Raw genomic sequence first — 20,060 nt, 5'->3', positions numbered from 1 at the left:
GTCGCGGTCACCTGCCCCTGCGCGTTACTCACCGAGTTGTTCTGTTTCGTCAGTTTTAGTCCGTCAACCGTTGGATTTGTCTGCCAGTCAATGTCGATCGGTTGACCCATCACCAGATTGCCGTGCCCATCCACCACTGTCGCCGTGAAGGTATAACTGTCGGCACCGTTGTTGTAGCGCTTCTTGTCTTTATCCACATCCACCGTCACGCGGCTGACTCGATAGCTGCTGCTGGACTCAGTAAAGCTGACTTTTTTATCCGTAGTAACACGTTCGCCATTAATACTGACACTGACTTGTATATCGGATAATGGTGTTGTACTGGTTAATGTCGCAGTCTGTTGCCCATTTTTATCTGTTGCTTCTGAATCAGGTTTTAATTTCAATCCCGGATCTTTTTTATCCGTATCCCAAACCAATTTAGCATTTTCTATCGGCGTTTTTTTGTCAGCGCCAAACAAAGTAGCTGTATAGACATATTTCGCATTGCCATCAGCAATTAAAGGATCGGTTGCATTAACATTCAAAGAGATATTACGTTGTAATACATGAGCTTGTATTTGCACCCTCAGCTGATCATCTTTACTTGTACCTGTTATAGTATAGTCATTTTTTCCATCAGGCTGATATTCCGGTAACTGAATGGTATAACCATGAGTACTTTCTATATTTATCATCCCGCCATTCTTCTGGAATAATTCAGGTATATCCCAAGTCACATTTTTGAATGGAGTATCAGATTGAATTTGTATTGGTTTAACTTCACCACCGTAACCACCAATTTCTATTACAGGAACCAATAATCTAAAATGTTGCTGTTTTTTCAGGTAATTCAAAATAATATTATTATTTCTTTCAACTAAGTCGTAACGACTTCCTGCCAAACTTCGTAGTGAAGAAACATTTTCCGGTGAAAGTTGTTCTGATAATGGAATACCAAATCGGTAATTCACATTGAATGAAAATATACCATCACTTTTTCCCTCTTTCCCCAATTTATAGTCAATTCCTGCTGTAATCAGTGGAATTGGCGTATAATTTACCCCAATAGTTGCTGCATATGGATCTTTTTGTCTATTGTTAGTTCCGAATAATGCAACATTATCACCAAAATATTGTTCATATTTTATTTTAGCGCCGAGTGACGGCATCGAAGGTAAATACATGTCGGCAATAAGGTCATAACCATTTGCAGGGCGCTCATAATAATTGATTAAATCACGGGAGTTATGCCAATTACTCAGGCGAAAATATGCATTAGCAGACATTTTTAGGTAGTTAGTCCACAGTTCACCACCCAGACCAAATCGGCTATTATTACCGGTTAAATCATTATCGTAAAAAGTGTTCGCCCCATACATCCAGTCATTTATGAATAAACGGGTTCCAACGCCTAAATTCACGGTGTCACGGCTATCTTTATGACGGTATCCATATTGAGTATAAACAAGCCAATGATCTTTATCATCATAGAAAGGAACCAGTAAGTCTACAGAACTTTCATCCAGGTGCCCACGATGATCAACATTTAGATTAATTTTGGCTGTACCAAACTGTGATAACCATTTCTGAGTGTTATTTGTTATCTGACTATTTAATTTGTTGACAATATAATCCTGGGCTAATTTTTTTGGATCTGAATTTAATAACCCCAGGAGTTCTGTGCCACGAGATAGGATTAAAGGAGGCGTATTTTGATTATCATCTTTATGACTATTTTCATATAACTGGGGTATTTTGGGTTTTTCACCGCTATCGTTTTTTTCTACCGAACTTTTCTTTGATAAAAAATCACCACACCGCCTCTGGCCTGATCGCTTTTTCTCTTTATAAGTAACGTTCTCGTGTAATTTCTTGCTAGCCTGTCTGGTTATCTGTTTTTTGCTATCAATATCATGCTTGATAACTGCTTCTGGGTATTCCTGGCAATTTTCAACACCAACCAGAAACTTCCCTGATTCAGATAAAGCAGGATAACTTTTTAGTAGCATAAACGCTGCAAATAGAAAACAGACGATTAGCACACACTTATTTATCTTACAATTTATTACATTACGAAAAGTACGATTTATGCTCATCAGTAATACCATAAAGTTATTGCCGTTATACCCTTCATCTTTCAAGCTGCTGCTTTGTTGGCTGCTTTCACTCACCCCAGTCACATCGTTATCTATGCTCCTGGGGATTCGTTCACTTGCCGCCTCGCTGCAACTCGAAATCTATTAGGTATATATTGAGTTTATAGCTACTGAGCACAATAAATTATTTTTCATGACTTTGTATAATGAAAATAAATTATCAATCGATAACCATTAGTAATCACTCAGAAAAACAAAAATCGTCGTAAATCCTTTCCTAACTCAGTATTAAGTATTTATACAATTTTCATCAAAATATAAGCAACAAACCCGTTGTACAAGTATTCCAACGGGTTTGCTGTTTATTTGTGATTACTGAGTTCGCATTCAGTTATTATGGTTATTATAGTTTTTCCGGCAGTTGAACTCGAATATTAATCACTCGCCCATCGGGGATATCACATAGCTCACCATCACTATAATAAATGACTTCCCCATCACTATTAACGCTTTTGACGCGCTTATTTTGCGCAAATATCGGCGCATCTTTATTTTGACGATGATAGCATTCGATGGTGATATCGCCGCTAGATGGATCTACTGATTCACAAACCCAAATCAAATTTAACCCGTTGCTATCTGCCGGGACGATAGTACCACCATGAATTCCCCATGCCCCATCTTTAGCGAAACCGTGGCAACCGCTGATGCGATATTTCCCTGTTTCTATCCGCTCGACAGTTATACCTTCCGCTTCACGAGTTAGCTCATAAGTTCCGTCTGGATAAATACTCACTACCGGGCTGGATACTTTGAGATTGCCGTTAGTATCGGTGATGCAATTATCATTAAAAACTGCAATAGGATTACCGTTATATCTCAACTTCTCGCCAACTGTCAGCCTGCCATATTTTTTTTCATTGCAAATATCAAAATCCGATGACCCGTCACCAGGAACCCCAATGTAGGCGGTTCTTTTTCCTCCCTCAACAAACTGGAAATATGCGTGTCTATCCGTGTCATATATTATATTAAAAACGCCTCCGGCCCCCTTTAAATTTGCCGATCCAGCATCAATCCTACCCTCAGGAGAAACAGAGAAAACCCGATTGTTATTAAAATATGCAACCAATTCTCCGCCAATTGAGAGTTTGCCAGATTTTTTTTCGTTACAAATATCAAAATCTGGTGAGCCGTCACTTGGAAATCCAACGTAAGCCGTTCTTTTTGCTCCCTCAATAAACTGAAAATATGCATGTTTACCCGTATCATGGGTTATATTAAAAACGCCCGCGTTCCCCTTTATATTCGCTGACGCGGCTTCAATTTGCCCTGCGGGAGAAACAGAAAAAACTCGTTTGCCATTAATATCTATCGTATATCCGTAGGTATCGACGCTACCGCCACGCACAATACCTGTTTTAATATAATTGTCATACCAATTGTAAAGCGTAAACCCAACTATCTCACTTGTCGGTTTAGCACCCTGCAAAGAAACTAACATAGTCGCATTACGTTCAGTAGGCAGTGTTTCAACCTGTTTAAACCTAAAATACTGTGGATAATTTCCACCATTGGCCGATACCGCATTTTTCGCCAATTCCACTGTTTCCGATAAGCCGAGGTTTTTCACAAACGCGTTTTTATCAGGAATGTCTGCGCCATTTTGATTTTTTGCCAATCGGTTATTAGCATTATCATTTACATCAGAAACAAGCTTCTGTGTTACCGCAAGGGTATTACTGTTACCGGTTTTATCTGTGAGCTGAGTAACACCTTTTTGTGTTAATGAAGCACTTGGTACTTCTATTGCAATTTTTTGTTCCAGCGCTCTATTTAATTGGACAATAAGTTTAGCTATATCCCCATCATCCAGAACATCATCGCCAGAATATGTCGCGATAAAATTAGCCACAACAGATGTTATTGTCGACGATTGACGTAATACCTTATTGAGCAAATGCGTAGTAATATTCTCGGGTGGAAACCCAGTTTTTAAACTCCGGCTTTCTTCATATCCCTCTTGACTCACTACATTGGCATTATTACTAATAGAAAAAGCTTTAAAATCATTTTTTTGACTCATATATCCTCCTCAAATTAAAAAAACATTACTTTATAATCAACATATTGAATTATCGTAAAAATCGTTCCACATAATTTATTTCAATTATAGTTTATCTCGGAAAAACAATAATAAAACTTTCTTATGACTTAAGTAGTTAACTATTTTTGTACCACTGACAATAATAAAAGATTAAATATTTTCAAACCAGACAGATATCAAAACTATTTGTGCTGAATATCTGTAAATAACTTTTCTCCTTCCAATTTTCTCTCGAAAATTCTCGTAACAATATTTCCTGACTTTCAAACTGAACTTTGTACTTGCAGCCCCCGACAGGTAAACTATTCCTCTTTTTGTTTTATTGCCAAAAGTGAAGAAAAATAGTGAGTAACATAAAATTAATCGTCGGTCTGGCTAATCCCGGTGCTGAATATGCCCAAACCAGACACAATGCCGGAGCCTGGTATGTTGATCTACTCGCTCGGAGCCACAATCAATCACTGAAAGAAGAGAGTAAATTTTTCGGTTACACTGCCCGGATTAATATGTGTGGTCATGATATTCGTCTGTTAGTCCCAACGACATTTATGAATCTCAGTGGTAAATCTGTCGCTGCCCTCGCCTCTTTTTACCGTATCCAGCCGGATGAAATTCTGGTGGCTCATGATGAACTCGATTTACCGCCAGGGGTGGCAAAAATGAAGTTGGGTGGCAGTCATGGCGGTCATAATGGCTTGAAAGATATTCAGAACAAATTTGGCAATAACCCTAATTTTCACCGCTTACGCATTGGTATCGGCCATCCCGGCGACAAAAATAAAGTTGTGGGCTTTGTGCTAGGCAAACCGCCAGCCAGTGAACAAAAGCTGATTGATGATGCAATTGATGAAGCACTGCGTTGTACTGATATCCTGATGAAACAAAATATGGATAAAGCGATCAACCGTTTACATAGCTTCAAAGCCAGCGTTTGATGACATGGAATCGATAAATCTTGTCTGTAAGATCGTGATAGCCTGCCATTCCGTGTATAATGGCGCCAATTTTTTTGACTCATCGAACAGGCTAACACAGCCTTTTGATTTATAAGTACATTAAGGTGAAAATCATGGGATTCAAATGCGGTATCGTTGGCCTGCCTAACGTCGGAAAATCAACATTATTCAATGCGCTGACTAAAGCAGGTATCGAAGCAGCAAACTTCCCGTTCTGCACCATTGAACCCAATACTGGTGTAGTCCCTATGCCAGATCCACGGCTTGAACAACTGGCTGAAATTGTGAAACCGCAACGTATTTTGCCTACCACAATGGAATTCGTCGATATTGCTGGTCTGGTAAAAGGGGCATCAAAAGGTGAAGGCTTGGGCAACCAGTTTTTGACTAACATTCGTGAAACAGAAGCTATCGGCCATGTTGTGCGCTGCTTTGTCAATGACAATATCATTCACGTTTCCGGCCAAGTTGACCCTGCCGCTGATATTGAGATCATCAATATCGAACTCGCCCTTTCCGACTTGGACACCTGCGAACGAGCCATTCATCGTATCCAGAAAAAAGCCAAAGGTGGCGATAAAGATGCCAAAGCAGAACTGGCAGTACTGGAAAAATGTCTGCCTCATCTGGAACAAGCGGGTATGTTGCGGGCGTTGGATCTCAGTACCGAAGAGAAAGCGGCTATCCGCTACTTGAGTTTCCTGACGCTGAAACCCACCATGTACATCGCTAACGTCAACGAAGAGGGTTTCGAAAACAACCCACATCTGGATGCGGTTCGTGCGATCGCAGAAAAAGAGGGTTCAGTGGTGGTACCGGTTTGTGCGGCGGTAGAAGCGGATATCGCAGAGCTGGAAGATGATGAACGCGAAGAGTTTATGGCTGAACTTGGGCTGGAAGAGCCCGGCTTAAATCGCGTTATTCGCGCTGGCTATCAGTTATTGAATTTGCAAACTTACTTCACTGCCGGCGTAAAAGAGGTCCGGGCATGGACCATTCCAGTTGGCGCAACCGCACCACAAGCTGCCGGTAAGATCCATACTGATTTCGAAAAAGGTTTTATCCGCGCACAAACCATCTCTTTTGAAGATTTCATCACTTACAAAGGTGAACAAGGGGCAAAAGAGGCCGGCAAGATGCGTTCAGAAGGCAAAGACTATATCGTTAAAGATGGCGATGTGATGAATTTCTTATTTAATGTCTAAATCGTTTCTGTTGTCTCAGGGCATCTCAGGATGTTTCATTGAGTCTGAGAAATCCATTAAATCCACGCGGTTGCGTGGATTTTTCAGACCGCTGACAAACCTCGTTTAAAATAACGGGGTTTGTTTGAAAGACATTAAAGTGATGCGAGCCTTACAGAAAGGTCAGGCATCACTGCGGTATTATGGTCATTCTCAGGGCTAAATGCGCCTGTTACGGGCAACGAACTACAGGTTCAACTGAGCCTGTATTTTTTCTATCTCCTCTATCCACTGCTGTTGAAGGTGAGGTTTCTGGTGAGCGATCTTACGTTTCCTATCAACTTCCAGTTTTTCTTCAAGATGAAACAGGCGCTCCAGTAATTGCTCTTCCAGCAATAAGGAGGGTTGTAACCTGTCGTCAGCAATGTGGCTGTATTCCTTATGTTTACTTTGCTGCTGACTTATCTGTTCAATTTGCTGATAAATAGCCTCAACATCGTAATACTCTTCCAACTGGTTGTTATTGATAAACCAAAAACGCTGACAGCTATTTTCGATCAACCAGCGATCATGGCTAACAACAAGTAATGCACCACCAAATGTCGCAATTTGTTCACACAACGCTTCTTTACCTTCAATATCCAAGTGATTAGTCGGCTCATCCAGTATGATCAATTCATATTTCGCCAGACTCAGCCCTACAAACAGCAACCTTGAACGTTCACCACCACTGAGGGTAGCCACTTTCTGCTGATGGCGCGAGTAAGCAAAACCGGCGCCAATCAGAGCCATCTTGCGCTGTTCGTCTGTCAGTGGTGCAAATGGCCGTAACGCATCTGTCAAACTGTCGTTATCATGCAATTGGTGTAACTTCTGATCGTAATAACCTGCCGTAATGGCCGGATGGAACTTTATCTCGGGACTGTGGCGCATCTCTGAGAGATAACGTTGCCACAACAGTCGCAATAAGGTTGATTTACCACAACCATTGGCGCCGATGATAGCAATGTGATCACCACTCTTTACCTGATGAAAACCAGTGGTAAACAGTGGCATCAGGCCGTCCTGTATTGTTACGGTGGCATAGTCAAGTTCAAGAACGCGATCAGCCTGAATAGGCTGTCCGGTTAATGTCAACTGCCACTGGTAACCTTCCGTCAACACTGTCTGCGCATCTTTCAGGCGCTCAATGTGTTTTTCCATCTGTTTCGCTTTGCGTGCCAGATCTTCGTTATCATAAATGTGTCCCCAGATTGCAAGACGTTTGGCACTGGACGTGATGCGATCAATCTCTTTCTGTTCAAACTGATGGCGATGTTCATCACTCATATCTTTTTCTGCGACTGCTTGACGGGCCTTGGAGCAGGGTAAACGATAAAAATAGAGGGTCTTGTCGCGCAATATCCATGTGCAATTGGTGACCTTATCGAGCAGAGCCTGATCGTGGGAAACCAGAATAAAACTACCTTTCCAGGATTGAAGAAAATTGCCCAACCACCATAGGGTAGGTAAATCCAGATGGTTACTTGGCTCATCCAGTAATAACAGGTCAGGCTCCTGTATTAATGCCCTGCCTAATAGCAAACGTGTGTGTTGCCCACCGCTGAGCTGACTAGCAGGCTGTGCCCACAAGGTTTCAGCAAAACCTAGCTGTGTCAGAAGAACTTCCGCACGCCAGCGTTCTGTCACACGTTCATCAGCAGGTAATTTTTGTAAAACCGCATCAATCAATGGCTGATTTTCCACGTCTTCCGGTAAATGCTGCTCGATATAGGCAGTCACACAATGGCTGGCATAATGAATAGTGCCACCGCTGGGAAGTCGCTGTGCCGTCAATAATTTTAATAGCGTACTTTTTCCACTGCCGTTATGACCAATCAGACCAATACGATCACCAGCCCGAACAGTGAAAAAGATATCATTCAGCAATATGGTAGTTGATGTTTCGTAAGAAATTGATTTTACAGATAATAATGTGCTCATGGCTTACTCATTTTTCAGGCATAAAAACGCCCGGGTTAAGTCGGAAGCGACAACCCAGTAAGCTGAGGAAGGGATTTTTTGGATAGCTTCGCTCAGGCGGGATTATCGCAGTGTAATACTGTGAAAGCCTGAGCTCTGGCGATTACCAAAGAAGTGTGAATATTCGATCACATCACACAACATCATAATTAGCCTCCTTATTTTTCCAAGTTGAACGGGACTGTTATCGTAACAAAGCTGTCTGTTTATAAGCAAACAATAATTAAAACTTTTCAAATCCGCGTAATTACGCGGATTTTTTGTTTCCTAAACTATTAATAAGTCTGACCATAAATTGCAATTTACATATTATTCAACAACAAATCACAAAGAACTAATTGTTCCAAATTGTATTATTCTTGTGGTTTTTCTGGCAGTTGCACTCGAACATTAATTACTCGTCCATCGGGGATATCGCATAGCTCGCCATCATTGTAATAAACGACTTTTCCGTCACTATTAATATAACTAATAGAAAAAGATTTAAAATCATTTCTTGGACTCATACACCCTCCAAAATAAAATAATATTATTTTATAAAAAACATATTGAACTACTGTAAAAATCATTCTCCATAGTTCACTTCAATCATAGTCTAGCTTAGAAAAACAATAATGGAATATTCTTACAACTTAAATTGCCCACTATTTTTATCATTGATAGCAATAAAAATTAAATTTCCTAAAACCAGACATAAATTAAAACCATTTACATCCAATATATGAAAATAATTCTTTCCCATCCATTTCATCTCGAAAATATTTACAATAATATTTGCTCTCCCATAAAAAATAAGACAAACCACCCAATAAAAATATTTCAACCAAGAAGTTAATATAATTGATCGTAATTTTTATTTGTAATCATTAATTTTCAATAAATATCAACCAAAACAAATCGACAAATAATTAATAATAAAATGCATTATTAGGAAATAAAAAAATAAACAGCCGAATAATATAATGCAAGATTATTCAATAAAAAACCCAAAACACAAATTTTATTGCAATGGACTTTACATACTACATTTTTATACTATTATTAAGAAATTAGATATATATTTTTACCTATTGATTAAGATATTCTCGGCTTTCAGGAACATATGTTTATTACATAAATAAAACCATATTTTATTAATATAAAATAAATTATAGTTTATGAATATTTAACTCATATTGAGTATAAAAATCAATTATTTATCTAATAAATTCATAAAGGAAAACAGCCATGAAAGATATATTCACAAATTCTGATCATAAAATTAAAGATGTTCAAGAGTGGATAGAATACATTAAACACAGAAGAGAAAAATATTCTAATACGCAGCAACATTCAGATAACATTTTTACTCATTTCTCTGAGATTGAGAATCCTTCTGATATACAAAGCCCAGCCAGTATAGCAGCAACAAATGGATACACAATATTCGCCAAGAAATCTGCCACATCAAATAAATACCCAGTCAGCGTCACTGAAGGTCTACAAACTATCATCAATTTATGTCGAGTAGCATCAGGCTATGACCCATTGGAACCAGAAGGTGATGGCAATGCGCAGAAATTCATTGCATTCACAACAGAAATAGCGAAAGTTCCCTTTCTCTCTTTACTACGGAAAGACACAAGTACGATTACTCAACAAAGTCATGATACCAATGTCTTGATCGATTCTTTTGTCGAATCCTTTAGAGGACTATCTCCCCAGGATAAAATCACAATTAAAACTTATTTGAAAGCGTTGATTAATACCGCCTTATCATATGCCGATCAAAAAGAAAAAAAATCTAACCTGGTACAATATGTTCTGGCTAAAACCCCAAATGGGGTATCACTCTTACTCTATTCTTCTGTGCTGACAATAAAGAAAGTAGATAATAAGGGTACTATTAAATTCACTTCTCATTATAATCTTTGCCAGGCAGAGTATAATCTCAGTCAGAAAATGTGGGAAATAGCAAAATCTGTATTCGAGAAAGAAGATAAGATAACCATAGAATATTTAATTGATTGTATGACAACCAAAATGAAAGCCCTCTATAAGTAGATTAATTGATTTATATCAACAATATTATTACCAATACATGTTGATATTATTTTAAACACCAATTTCAATCGTGGTGACTCAATAAAACCATTAAGTTACAGAAAAATAGACGCATATAATATAAATAATGGAATATACTATCATAATATATAAAAATGAATTATCTCAAAATGAGAATTTTTAATCGATAATTTTCACAAACAGTATTTTAATACTAATATGAAAATATCACATGGACAACCATTTATCCGTTAGGAATAAGTTAAATTACATACCATTAATATTTGATAGTGAAAAATATCTATTTATGGATATACTTAGTTCGCACAAAAAATACATTTATCAATTACTTAAAACTCATTAACAAAAATTTAAAACAGAAAATTCAATTACATAAAGAATAATTTACAGAAAATAAAAACATATTTTACTCTGGAAATATTACCGAGATAAAAACAGTAATATTAAATACATGATTATCGATTTATCTCACTGTTAAAAATAGGATTCAACATTGTTCCCTATTTTCAACAGTACCCTAACATTCAATACCTAACTTAATAAATCTATTAAGGATAAAAATCATGGAAAATATCTTAAATAATCCTGATTACGCAGTTAATAAAGCCCAAGAATGGATAGAACATATGGAAAAAGGAGGAACAAGGCTCCTTAAAGATTGGGAGCGCTCAGACAATATTATTATGGATTATCCTGATGTTGTAGATTCTTCTGATGTACAGAGTCCAGCTAATGGCGCAGCCACAGGAAATTATACACAGCTTGCAAAAGACTCTTCCTCATCATCTAAAAATCCACTAAGTATTACCGAAGGCTTGCAAACTGTTATTAATATGTGCCGTGCGGTCTCAGGCTATAATCCTTTAGATCCTCTAGGCCAAGGTAATAAAAAGAATTTCTTCTCATTTACAGCAGAATTATCTGGCGTTCCATTCCTTTCTTTGCTGTCAGCAAGCACACAATATGTTATTCAAAAAAGCCATAATGCAGATGTTTTGATCAACTCTTTCCTGGAAAACTTCTTAGGATTATCTAATCAGGAGAAAGAGCAGATGAAAATCCCGCTGAGGCAACTGGCTATCGCTGCATTATCTTATGCAGGTAGAAGGCAAACTCAATCCAATTTCGTACAAAGTGTTCTTGCTACATCACCAAGAGGCGGTGTGTCATTCTTCTTGTATTGGTCTGAGTTTTCAATCGTCGCTTCCGCCAATGATAAAGGCATGATCGAATTCAAATCTAGTTACCTCCTGCCACAAGCAGAATATAATCTGAGGTACGAATCATGGGTAAATGTAAGAACTGCATTCGAGCAAGCACAGAAGGTATCATTAGAAGATTGGATTAACAGTATGACCACCCGGAGAAAACAAGGAAGTAACGTAAGAGCGCTTTGTATAGAATAATGTATACCTTATAGATTTCAAGATGCATCACGACGGCAAGGGAGCGAATCCCCGGGAGCATAGAGAACTATGTGACCGGGGTGAGTGAGTGCAGCCAACAAAGAGGCAACTTGAAAGATGACGGGTATCTTGTTGCTTTCTCCATGAAACTCTCCTTAATTGGGATTAATATCAGCCTATTTCAGCCAATAATGTATGGCAAATATTGCCTAAAGTCTGCATAGCACGTTCCATTTCCTGATTCCAATCAAAAGAGGCATTCAGACGAAAAGCATGGTTAAACTGCTCGCTGGTACAAAACATACTGCCAGGTGCAATGCTGATCCCTTCTGCCAATGCTAGCTGATAAAGCCGCTGTGCACTGAACAGAGGTTCAAATTCCAACCAGAGGAAATAGCCACCTTTAGGGCGATTCACTTTGACTGACGCGGGCATATAGCCACCAATTGCTCGTAACATCAGGTGCTGACGTTGTTCCAATGTGCGACGAAGACGACGTAAGTGGTTGTCATATCCCCCTTCCGCAAGATAATCAGCAATCGCCAATTGCGTCGGCATGCTGGCAGAAACGGTGCTCATCATTTGTAACTGTTGGATTTTCTTGGCATGTTTTCCTGCTGCAACCCAACCTACCCGGAATCCCGGCGCCAGACATTTAGAAAACGAGGAGCAATGCATAAAGTTGTTTTCACGGTCCAACCCTTTCGCCGGTACGGGCCGCTGTTGATCGAAATAGAGTTCACCATAAACATCATCTTCAATCAGCACCACTTGGTTACTGTTCAGGATATTCACCAGCCGTAATTTACTTTCAGCAGACATCGTTCCCCCAAGCGGGTTCTGAAAGTGAGTCATTAACCAACAGGCTTTTATTGGGTATTTCTGAATCACCTCCTCCAGCGCATCCAAATCAATACCGTTTTGTGGATCAGTTTTGATGGCTACCGCTTTCAAGCGTAAACGTTCAATGGCCTGTAAGGCACCGTAAAAAGCCGGTGATTCAATCACGACCCAATCCCCCGGCTCAGTCACCGATTGTAAACTGAAACTTAGTGATTCCATCGCACCCGCGGTGATGACAATTTCATCAGGAGAGACATGAATACCATGCATTGCATAACGGCGCGATATGTTACGCCGTAACTTATCATTCCCCGGCGGTAAATTGGCTAAAGCACTATGTGGTGCTATTCGCCTGGCAGCGGCCGCTAACGCTTTGGAAAGTTTAGGTTGAATCAATAAGTAAGGGTCTGGAAATGCTGAACCAAATGGAATAATCGCAGGATCTTTGCACGCCTGTAATACATCAAAAATAGAAGCGCTTATTTCCACGCTTTCACTTAAATGTAATCTCTTTCCCCCTTTTGCCGCGGCAAAGGGTTGCAAACGTTTAGCGACGTAATAACCCGATTGAGGCCGGGAAATGATCCATCCCTGACTCTCTAATAATTGATATGATTGAACAACGGTCATCAAACTCAAACCCGATAATTTCACTGATTCCCTCAGTGAAGGTAATCTATCTCCCACCAGCCAGGTACCGTCTTCGATATGTTGAAGAATTTGCTTGGCAAATTGTTCATAACGTTTCATCAATTCAGACCTCCTCGCAAACTGTTATAGTCAATATACAGAAAATTGTCACTATTATAGTGTTTTTTTTCATGTTTTACTTATCTGCATACATTTCCTGCCTTTATTCAAACTAAAAATAAGAGGTCACTATGTTTGGTTTAAGTGCCCTGGAACTGGCCAGAATTCAGTTCGCGTTTACCGTCTCCTTTCACATTATCTTTCCGGCGATTACCATCGGACTGGCAAGTTTTTTAGCGGTACTGGAAGGGTTATGGCTAAAAACGCGTAATACTGATTACAAAGTGCTATATCATTTCTGGTCGAAAATTTTTGCTGTTAACTTCGGTATGGGCGTGGTTTCCGGTCTGGTTATGGCTTACCAATTCGGCACCAACTGGAGTTTTTTCTCTGATTTTGCTGGTTCGATCACCGGCCCATTACTGACTTACGAAGTACTGACCGCGTTCTTTCTTGAAGCGGGCTTTCTCGGCGTTATGTTATTTGGCTGGGATCGTGTAGGTGAAAAATTACATTTCTTCGCTACCGTTATGGTTGCGCTAGGTACTCTGATATCCACTTTTTGGATATTGGCCTCCAATAGCTGGATGCAAACCCCGCAAGGCCACGAAATTATCAATAATCAGGTCGTCCCCGTCGACTGGCTGGCAGTGATCTTTAATCCCTCCTTTCCATATCGCCTGGCTCATATGTCTACTGCGGCCTTTCTCGCCTCAGCGTTCTTTGTTGCAGCTTCAGCGGCATGGCATTTATTAAAAGGCAATGACTCGACAGCAATGAAAAAAATGCTATCCATGTCGATGTGGATGATCCTAATTATTGCGCCTTTGCAGGCACTGATTGGTGATGCTCACGGTCTTAACACCCTTGAGCATCAACCCGCTAAAGTCGCCGCAATGGAAGGCCACTGGGAAAATCTTCCCGGCGAAGCAACGCCGCTGATCCTGTTTGGTATTCCGGATATGGAACGGGAAGAGACGCGTTATGCCGTCGAAATTCCTTATCTCGCCAGTCTAATCTTAACTCACAGTATAGATAAACAGGTTCCAGCGCTGAAGGAGTTTCCACCGGAAGACAGACCAAATGCGCTTATGGTTTTCTGGTCATTTAGAGTGATGGTCGGCCTCGGTATGTTGATGATAGTTGCCGGCTTTTGGGGGCTTTGGCTGCGCTATAAGAGACGACTTTATCAGTCAAAAACCTTCCTGCGTTTCATCTTCTTGATGGCACCTTCCGGCCTGATCGCCATTCTTGCCGGTTGGTTTACCACCGAAATAGGCCGTCAACCGTGGGTAGTTTATGGCCTGTTGCGCACCAAAGATGCAGTATCCGCACACGGTGAAATACATATGAGCATCAGTTTGTTGCTTTTTATCGCGGTTTACAGCTCGGTATTCGGTGTGGGTTACGCCTATATGATGAAACTTATCCGCAAAGGTCCTAAAAAGGAGCTAAAAAATGGGTATTGATCTGCCGTTAATCTGGTTCATTATCATTGTGTTCAGCATCATGATGTACATTGTCATGGATGGTTTTGATCTTGGGATTGGGCTGCTCTATCCCACGGTTAAAAGCGATAAGGACCGTGATTTAATGATGAACAGTGTTGCGCCGGTGTGGGATGGTAACGAAACCTGGTTGGTGCTTGGAGGCGCAGGTTTATTCGGTGCTTTTCCTTTGGCTTATGCCGTTATCCTTGATGCATTAACGATCCCTCTGACATTAATGTTATTTGGCCTGATCTTCCGTGGTGTCGCCTTTGAATTTCGTTTCAAATGCGCGCCTGAGCATCGTCATATCTGGGACAAAGCTTTTATCAGCGGCTCTGTGACGGCGACGTTTGTTCAAGGCGTGGTGGTGGGCGCCTTTATTCAGGGGTTCCCGGTGGAAAACCGCGCTTACGCCGGCAGCTATTTTGATTGGTTCTCACCCTTCCCCCTATTTTGTGGTTTTGGGCTGGTAATTGCTTACGCATTGTTAGGCTGTGGCTGGCTAATTATGAAAACCGAAGGGCACCTACAACAAGAGATGTACCGTGTCGCCCGTCCGCTCACTTTTCTGATGCTGACAGTTATCGCCATTATCAGTTTATGGACACCATTCATTCATCCGACAATAGCTGAACGTTGGTTTAGCTTACCTAACCTATTGTTCTTCCTGCCTGTGCCACTGTTGGTGGTCTGGTCTGGCTGGAAACTCCTACATTCCATCAAACGTAAAGCCCATTATACACCGTTTCTGGTAGCACTATTGTTGGTTTTCCTTGGCTACAGTGGGTTAGGTATCAGTATCTGGCCTAACTTGATCCCACCGACCATCAGCTACGAAGCGGCGGCGGCACCACAGCAAAGTTTAGGTTTTATGCTGGTCGGCGCCCTACTTATCATCCCAGTGATCCTGGTTTACACCTATTGGAGCTACTACGTTTTTCGGGGGAAAGTTAACCATGAACAAGGCTACCACTAATCAAGCTACCACTGATCAAAACATCCCACCCCCTTCTGTATGGAAACGGATAGGCTGGATGGCAATGATCTGGTTATGCAGTGTGATGGCTCTTTTTGCTGTTTCCACGCTATTTCGCCTTCTGATGACAGCGGCAGGTATGAAATTGAAGTAATTATTAACACTATTTAACAAATTGAGCTAAAGTTTTCATCAGTATTGCAGAACGGAATCTTAACCTGATGAAAACAAGTTCAAATAACACCATCTTCAAAAACCAAAAACTGTTTGTAATCAACTCTATTATAAATTTATTTTTACTTTTTATACTGTTATTGATTAATAAACCGTCTATTCCAGATTTGATTTTACCGTTATTGATAATGTTAAGCATTACAAATATCTACTTCCTGATAAAAGTGGTACATAACTCTGCTCCTGTCAAAGAATGGCAACATGCAAGATACAAAGCAGAAATTAACGCACTGAAACAAAAAAATAGCTATTTGGATTGCCTCTGTCAAAGCCATTTCAAACTACAAAATTGTAAGCTGCTACCTGAAAAGCTTCAGGAGATTTTTTCCCACCTCAATCGCCTGATCCCTTTCTGTGAAGCCAAAATCATCTTTTATCCATCACAACAAGAATATTTCTTCCGCAATCCCCACCAATGTCCCTATTTCGATATGCCGCTGATTATGAGATGGAATCTAGATGATAATATTGATAGCTATGGGACACTCTGGATAAAAACACACAGAAATAGTGATCTCACTCCTGATGAAAAAAGCCTGGTCCAGGATGTGGTGACTTTAATGACAAATAAACTATTACGGGAAAATCAGCTCCAATGCCAACACCAGAGTATGTTGGCCGCAGAAAGAGCCTCTATTTCCCGTGAACTCCACGATTCCATTGCCCAATCCCTCTCTTTCCTTAAGATTCAAGTTAATTGCCTATATATCGGCAGTGATAATTTACCCAAGCAAAGCTTAACCTCGCTGAATATGATTAAAGATGAGTTGAATATTGCCTATCGCCAGCTCAGAGAATTACTGGCAACTTTTAGGAATGAACAACCTCAATGTAATCTACAAGAATCTTTACAGACCTTGATTAATGAATTCAACCACCGTCTAGGCTTTAACATTGAATTCAATTACCGCCTGACACATCATCAGCACATTCCTGACAGTTACAGCAAACATTTGATACAAATCATTAGGGAATGTTTGAACAACTGTTATAAGCATGCCAATGCCAATTGGATCAGTATCCGTATTTATCCTATCGATGACAAAATCATTACGGTTGTCAGTGATAACGGTCAGGGTATCAATCTGGACTCCGCTAATAAAAACAAATTTGGGCTGGTTATTATGCAAGACAGAGTTTCTATCCTAGGTGGACAATTACAGATAAAAAACCGTAAACATGGTGGTACAGAAGTAGAAATTCAATTTTCAGTGGATTGAAAAAGGCGGATAAATCCCATTATCGACGGCAGCGCAATTTGTTGAATGATAATAATTAGCATTTGCGTTAATTGCTGTTACACTAAATTTGGCTTTATCAGATAATAACCTTCGGTAAATTTTCCAGAGGAATTTTACATGACCAATAGAACAATTGAAGAAAAAAATATTTACCGGCCTGCACCACCTAGACTGGTGCAGGTGAAAAACATTTTCGACGTGACACCTAATATGCGCAGCATTACTTTCACCAGCGAGTGCCTGGATAGTTATCCCACTGAATGTGAAGGCGGGCACTTAAAGATATTCTTACCGCTTCCGGGGCAGACCAAACCCGTATTACCTACTTTATCCCCAGAAGGCCCAATATGGCCGCCGAGTGAACTGCGTCCAATGACTCGCACTTACTCCGTTCGGGCCATCCGCACCGAACAAAAAGAGATCGATATTGAGTTTGCGCTACACCACAATGGCGGCCCTGCGGTAGAATTTGCTTATAGAGCCCAAATTGGTGACTGGATCGGCATCACTAACCCCGGCGGCCCAGATCCATTATTGCCAAAAGTCAGCCATTATTATATGGCCGGCGACCCAAGCTCCCTACCGGCTATTGCCGCGCTATTGGAAACAATAAAACCAGATGCGACCGGGCAAGTGATTATTCGTATCGAAAATGAGCAAGATATTCAGGAATTAAAAAAACCGGCTGGAATAGCGGTTCACTGGATCACCGGTGATGTTGAAATAACTGACAAAATCGTATCTGAATTTAAATCCTGGTCATTACCAACAGAAGATGTCACTTTCTGGCTTGCCGGTGAAGATAAGCTGGTAAAAGAACTTCGTCGCTATATTCGCCGAGAAAAAGGCTATGAACGTCACCAGCTATATGCCATCCCCTACTGGATACATGGCTTTGATGAGGAAGGTTCTCATGTCCTGCGTCACGAAGTGATGGATAGCGCCGATTAACAGCCTTACATATTTATACTCGTTTGATCCCCTCTCCTCCTATTGAAATCAGAGGATGAGGGAATCAGCGATACTAATATTATCAGCCAGATCACTTAAAACGAGGTTTTTAAAATCGAAGAAATGAGATTGACGATAACTTAATCCCTATTGAGTTTGTAACACTTTCTTACAAATTTATTTCTTCGTAAATTAAAAAAATGAAAATTTTCCTTGCTATTTTCTGATGATTTAATAATCCTAATTTAAGTTCCATCACATGGGCAGTATATACCTAATAGATTTCGAGTTGCATCGCGACGGCAAGGGAGCGATGCACCTTGAAATCCATAGGGTATACGTTATTTCAAATAGATAGGCGCCTCCTTTCCGCTTATTTAGCCCCATGGAAAAACGGTGGTGGAACCGCCACATATATTAATGACCCTGATATTCCCACTGGTTCGCATATCATCGGATATCAATCATTAACGTTATTCACCATTATTTCTATTTAGTAAAAACTAACGAATTATTATGACAGTATAATGACAACTTCCCTTCTCCACCGAATGGCAACAATATGATTACTAATGACAACAGAGTAAATAGTTAATTATCTGTTTTGTTAAGTACCCTTACAGTTTCCAGCCAATCGAAAACCCGCATTTTTTGCTTCAATTTCTGTTTTAAAATAGACCGCATTCTTCTCCTGAATCATCTTATAACCTGAACAATGAGAAAAATGATAGATTTTGCTGTTGTTATTCCCTTTAATTAATCCTGTAGAGGAGGCTTCAGATAACACCCGTTGTCTCTGGGTATCAGTTTGGCTATTTCTCTGCCCTTTTCTTTGCTCGCTTTTTGGAATGCCAGAGGCGGAGTTTTTATGCCACAATTGCCATTTCTGCTCACCCGTCACAAAAGGATTGTGATGCCCCATAATGCCGGCAATTCGATTATCTCTTTCCCGTTCCCATTTATTCGGTGGATATTGACGATCCCAAGCGATAAATAATTGCTGTTGTTGGCGGGACATGGAAAGATTGTAACGATCATGCATATAGAAATTAATCCGAGCGACCTGCCCTTTTACTTCATTTCTAGGTTCAAACGTTCGAGATTTAAAATCGGCTTTACTGGTACAACGACCATAATCATTCGGCATATTTTTCGGTAACATTCCATAACTGAAATTACTACGATCGCCATTAACCTCTCCAATTGATGGAGCCAAATTATGCATATCGGATTCCATTGTCCTGAAAACAGGATCGGCAGAGACACAATTCTTCCTCCCTCCATTTTGCCAACATTGCCGCTGATGACCAAAAACCCAAGCAGTAACAATATGTTCCCATTCAATTCGTTCAGCACGACTCTGTTGTGACCTGACTTGATAACCACAGGAAGAAAGGATTACGCGTCCACCGCTCTTACCTGTCCATTGCCAATGACAACCACAATAAAATGTCCCAGTCTCTGACTTAAATTGATCATGATAAATACGTTTACGCAATTCAACTTTAGCTTGTTCAAAGGTAGCCGGGGCGGCAAAAGAAGATAAAGGAGCAATTAAACTGAAACACCCAATATGAATTGCCCAAAAAATAACTTTACGTTTCAATGATAAACCCTACTTATATAAAAATATCATTCTGATTTTAACCTTTTATGTTGCCTCATAATCGACCTATAAGACAAACATTATTTCTTTGCATTTCTTCTTAGCATCTCGTTTAAAAAGAAAGGCTACTCAATAAACAGGTTGAGATATCA

General features: G+C 40.2%; 15 protein-coding genes. 9 read left to right on the top strand and 6 right to left on the bottom strand.

Going from position 1 to position 20,060, the window contains the following annotated elements:
- Both KZ793_RS06035 and KZ793_RS06030 read right to left on the bottom strand, forming a co-directional pair.
- A partial coding sequence (locus KZ793_RS06035) for an inverse autotransporter beta domain-containing protein (protein ID WP_225814326.1) occupies nt 1-2,153 on the bottom strand: 2,153 nt, incomplete at its 3' end.
- Nucleotides 2,154-2,481: 328 nt separating this feature from the next.
- On the bottom strand, nt 2,482-4,164 hold the full coding sequence (locus tag KZ793_RS06030; RefSeq protein WP_225814325.1) for a phage tail protein: 1,683 nt from the start codon (nt 4,162-4,164) through the stop codon (nt 2,482-2,484).
- A gap of 365 nt (nt 4,165-4,529) precedes the next feature.
- Between KZ793_RS06030 and pth the strand changes: the two genes are divergently transcribed.
- Nucleotides 4,530-5,120 carry an aminoacyl-tRNA hydrolase gene (gene pth / locus KZ793_RS06025; RefSeq protein WP_225814324.1) on the top strand — a complete coding sequence of 197 codons (591 nt, stop codon included), beginning with the start codon at nt 4,530-4,532 and terminating at the stop codon, nt 5,118-5,120.
- A gap of 134 nt (nt 5,121-5,254) precedes the next feature.
- Complete coding sequence (gene ychF / locus KZ793_RS06020; RefSeq protein ID WP_225814323.1) at nt 5,255-6,346, top strand: redox-regulated ATPase YchF; 1,092 nt, start codon at nt 5,255-5,257, stop codon at nt 6,344-6,346.
- A 225-nt stretch (nt 6,347-6,571) separates the two neighbouring features.
- On the opposite strand, the gene KZ793_RS06015 is transcribed toward ychF, so the two are convergent.
- Both KZ793_RS06015 and KZ793_RS06010 read right to left on the bottom strand, forming a co-directional pair.
- A complete protein-coding gene (locus tag KZ793_RS06015; protein WP_225814312.1) occupies nt 6,572-8,308 on the bottom strand; it encodes an ABC-F family ATP-binding cassette domain-containing protein in 1,737 nt (578 codons plus the stop codon).
- A gap of 392 nt (nt 8,309-8,700) precedes the next feature.
- A complete protein-coding gene (locus KZ793_RS06010) occupies nt 8,701-8,853 on the bottom strand; it encodes a phage tail fiber protein (RefSeq protein ID WP_225814310.1) in 153 nt (50 codons plus the stop codon).
- 721 nt (nt 8,854-9,574) lie between these two features.
- Between KZ793_RS06010 and KZ793_RS06005 the strand changes: the two genes are divergently transcribed.
- A complete protein-coding gene (locus KZ793_RS06005; RefSeq protein ID WP_225814308.1) occupies nt 9,575-10,390 on the top strand; it encodes a hypothetical protein in 816 nt (271 codons plus the stop codon).
- Between the two features lie 584 nt (nt 10,391-10,974).
- Nucleotides 10,975-11,817: a hypothetical protein gene (locus tag KZ793_RS06000; protein WP_225814306.1), complete on the top strand. Its 843-nt coding sequence runs from the start codon at nt 10,975-10,977 to the stop codon at nt 11,815-11,817.
- Nucleotides 11,818-11,988: 171 nt separating this feature from the next.
- On the opposite strand, the gene KZ793_RS05995 is transcribed toward KZ793_RS06000, so the two are convergent.
- The gene (locus tag KZ793_RS05995) at nt 11,989-13,410 is read right to left on the bottom strand and encodes an aminotransferase-like domain-containing protein (protein ID WP_225814305.1); all 1,422 of its coding nucleotides are present in this window, start codon (nt 13,408-13,410) and stop codon (nt 11,989-11,991) included.
- 131 nt (nt 13,411-13,541) lie between these two features.
- Here KZ793_RS05995 and KZ793_RS05990 point away from each other — a divergent pair, with 131 nt between their 5' ends.
- The 5 genes from KZ793_RS05990 (at nt 13,542) to KZ793_RS05970 (ending at nt 18,302) form a co-directional block, all read left to right on the top strand.
- Complete coding sequence (locus tag KZ793_RS05990; protein WP_225814304.1) at nt 13,542-14,879, top strand: cytochrome ubiquinol oxidase subunit I; 1,338 nt, start codon at nt 13,542-13,544, stop codon at nt 14,877-14,879.
- Nucleotides 14,869-15,876, top strand: a complete 1,008-nt coding sequence (gene cydB, locus KZ793_RS05985) for a cytochrome d ubiquinol oxidase subunit II (protein ID WP_225814303.1) — start codon at nt 14,869-14,871, stop codon at nt 15,874-15,876. The genes KZ793_RS05990 and cydB overlap by 11 nt, the downstream gene beginning before the upstream one ends.
- Complete coding sequence (locus KZ793_RS05980; RefSeq protein WP_225814302.1) at nt 15,857-16,030, top strand: DUF2474 domain-containing protein; 174 nt, start codon at nt 15,857-15,859, stop codon at nt 16,028-16,030. The genes cydB and KZ793_RS05980 overlap by 20 nt, the downstream gene beginning before the upstream one ends.
- A gap of 208 nt (nt 16,031-16,238) precedes the next feature.
- On the top strand, nt 16,239-17,330 hold the full coding sequence (locus KZ793_RS05975; RefSeq protein WP_225814301.1) for a histidine kinase: 1,092 nt from the start codon (nt 16,239-16,241) through the stop codon (nt 17,328-17,330).
- A gap of 138 nt (nt 17,331-17,468) precedes the next feature.
- Nucleotides 17,469-18,302 carry a siderophore-interacting protein gene (locus KZ793_RS05970; protein WP_225814300.1) on the top strand — a complete coding sequence of 278 codons (834 nt, stop codon included), beginning with the start codon at nt 17,469-17,471 and terminating at the stop codon, nt 18,300-18,302.
- A gap of 607 nt (nt 18,303-18,909) precedes the next feature.
- Here the strand turns inward: KZ793_RS05970 and KZ793_RS05965 are convergent.
- Nucleotides 18,910-19,908: an endonuclease gene (locus KZ793_RS05965; RefSeq protein ID WP_225814299.1), complete on the bottom strand. Its 999-nt coding sequence runs from the start codon at nt 19,906-19,908 to the stop codon at nt 18,910-18,912.
- Nucleotides 19,909-20,060 lie beyond the last annotated feature (152 nt).

The sequence above is a fragment of the Photorhabdus antumapuensis genome, from assembly GCF_020387775.1.
Taxonomy (GTDB): Bacteria; Pseudomonadota; Gammaproteobacteria; order Enterobacterales; family Enterobacteriaceae; genus Photorhabdus; species Photorhabdus antumapuensis.
The sequence above is the reverse complement of the archived record's forward strand: the minus strand, read 5'-3'. Positions and strand labels throughout refer to the sequence as shown.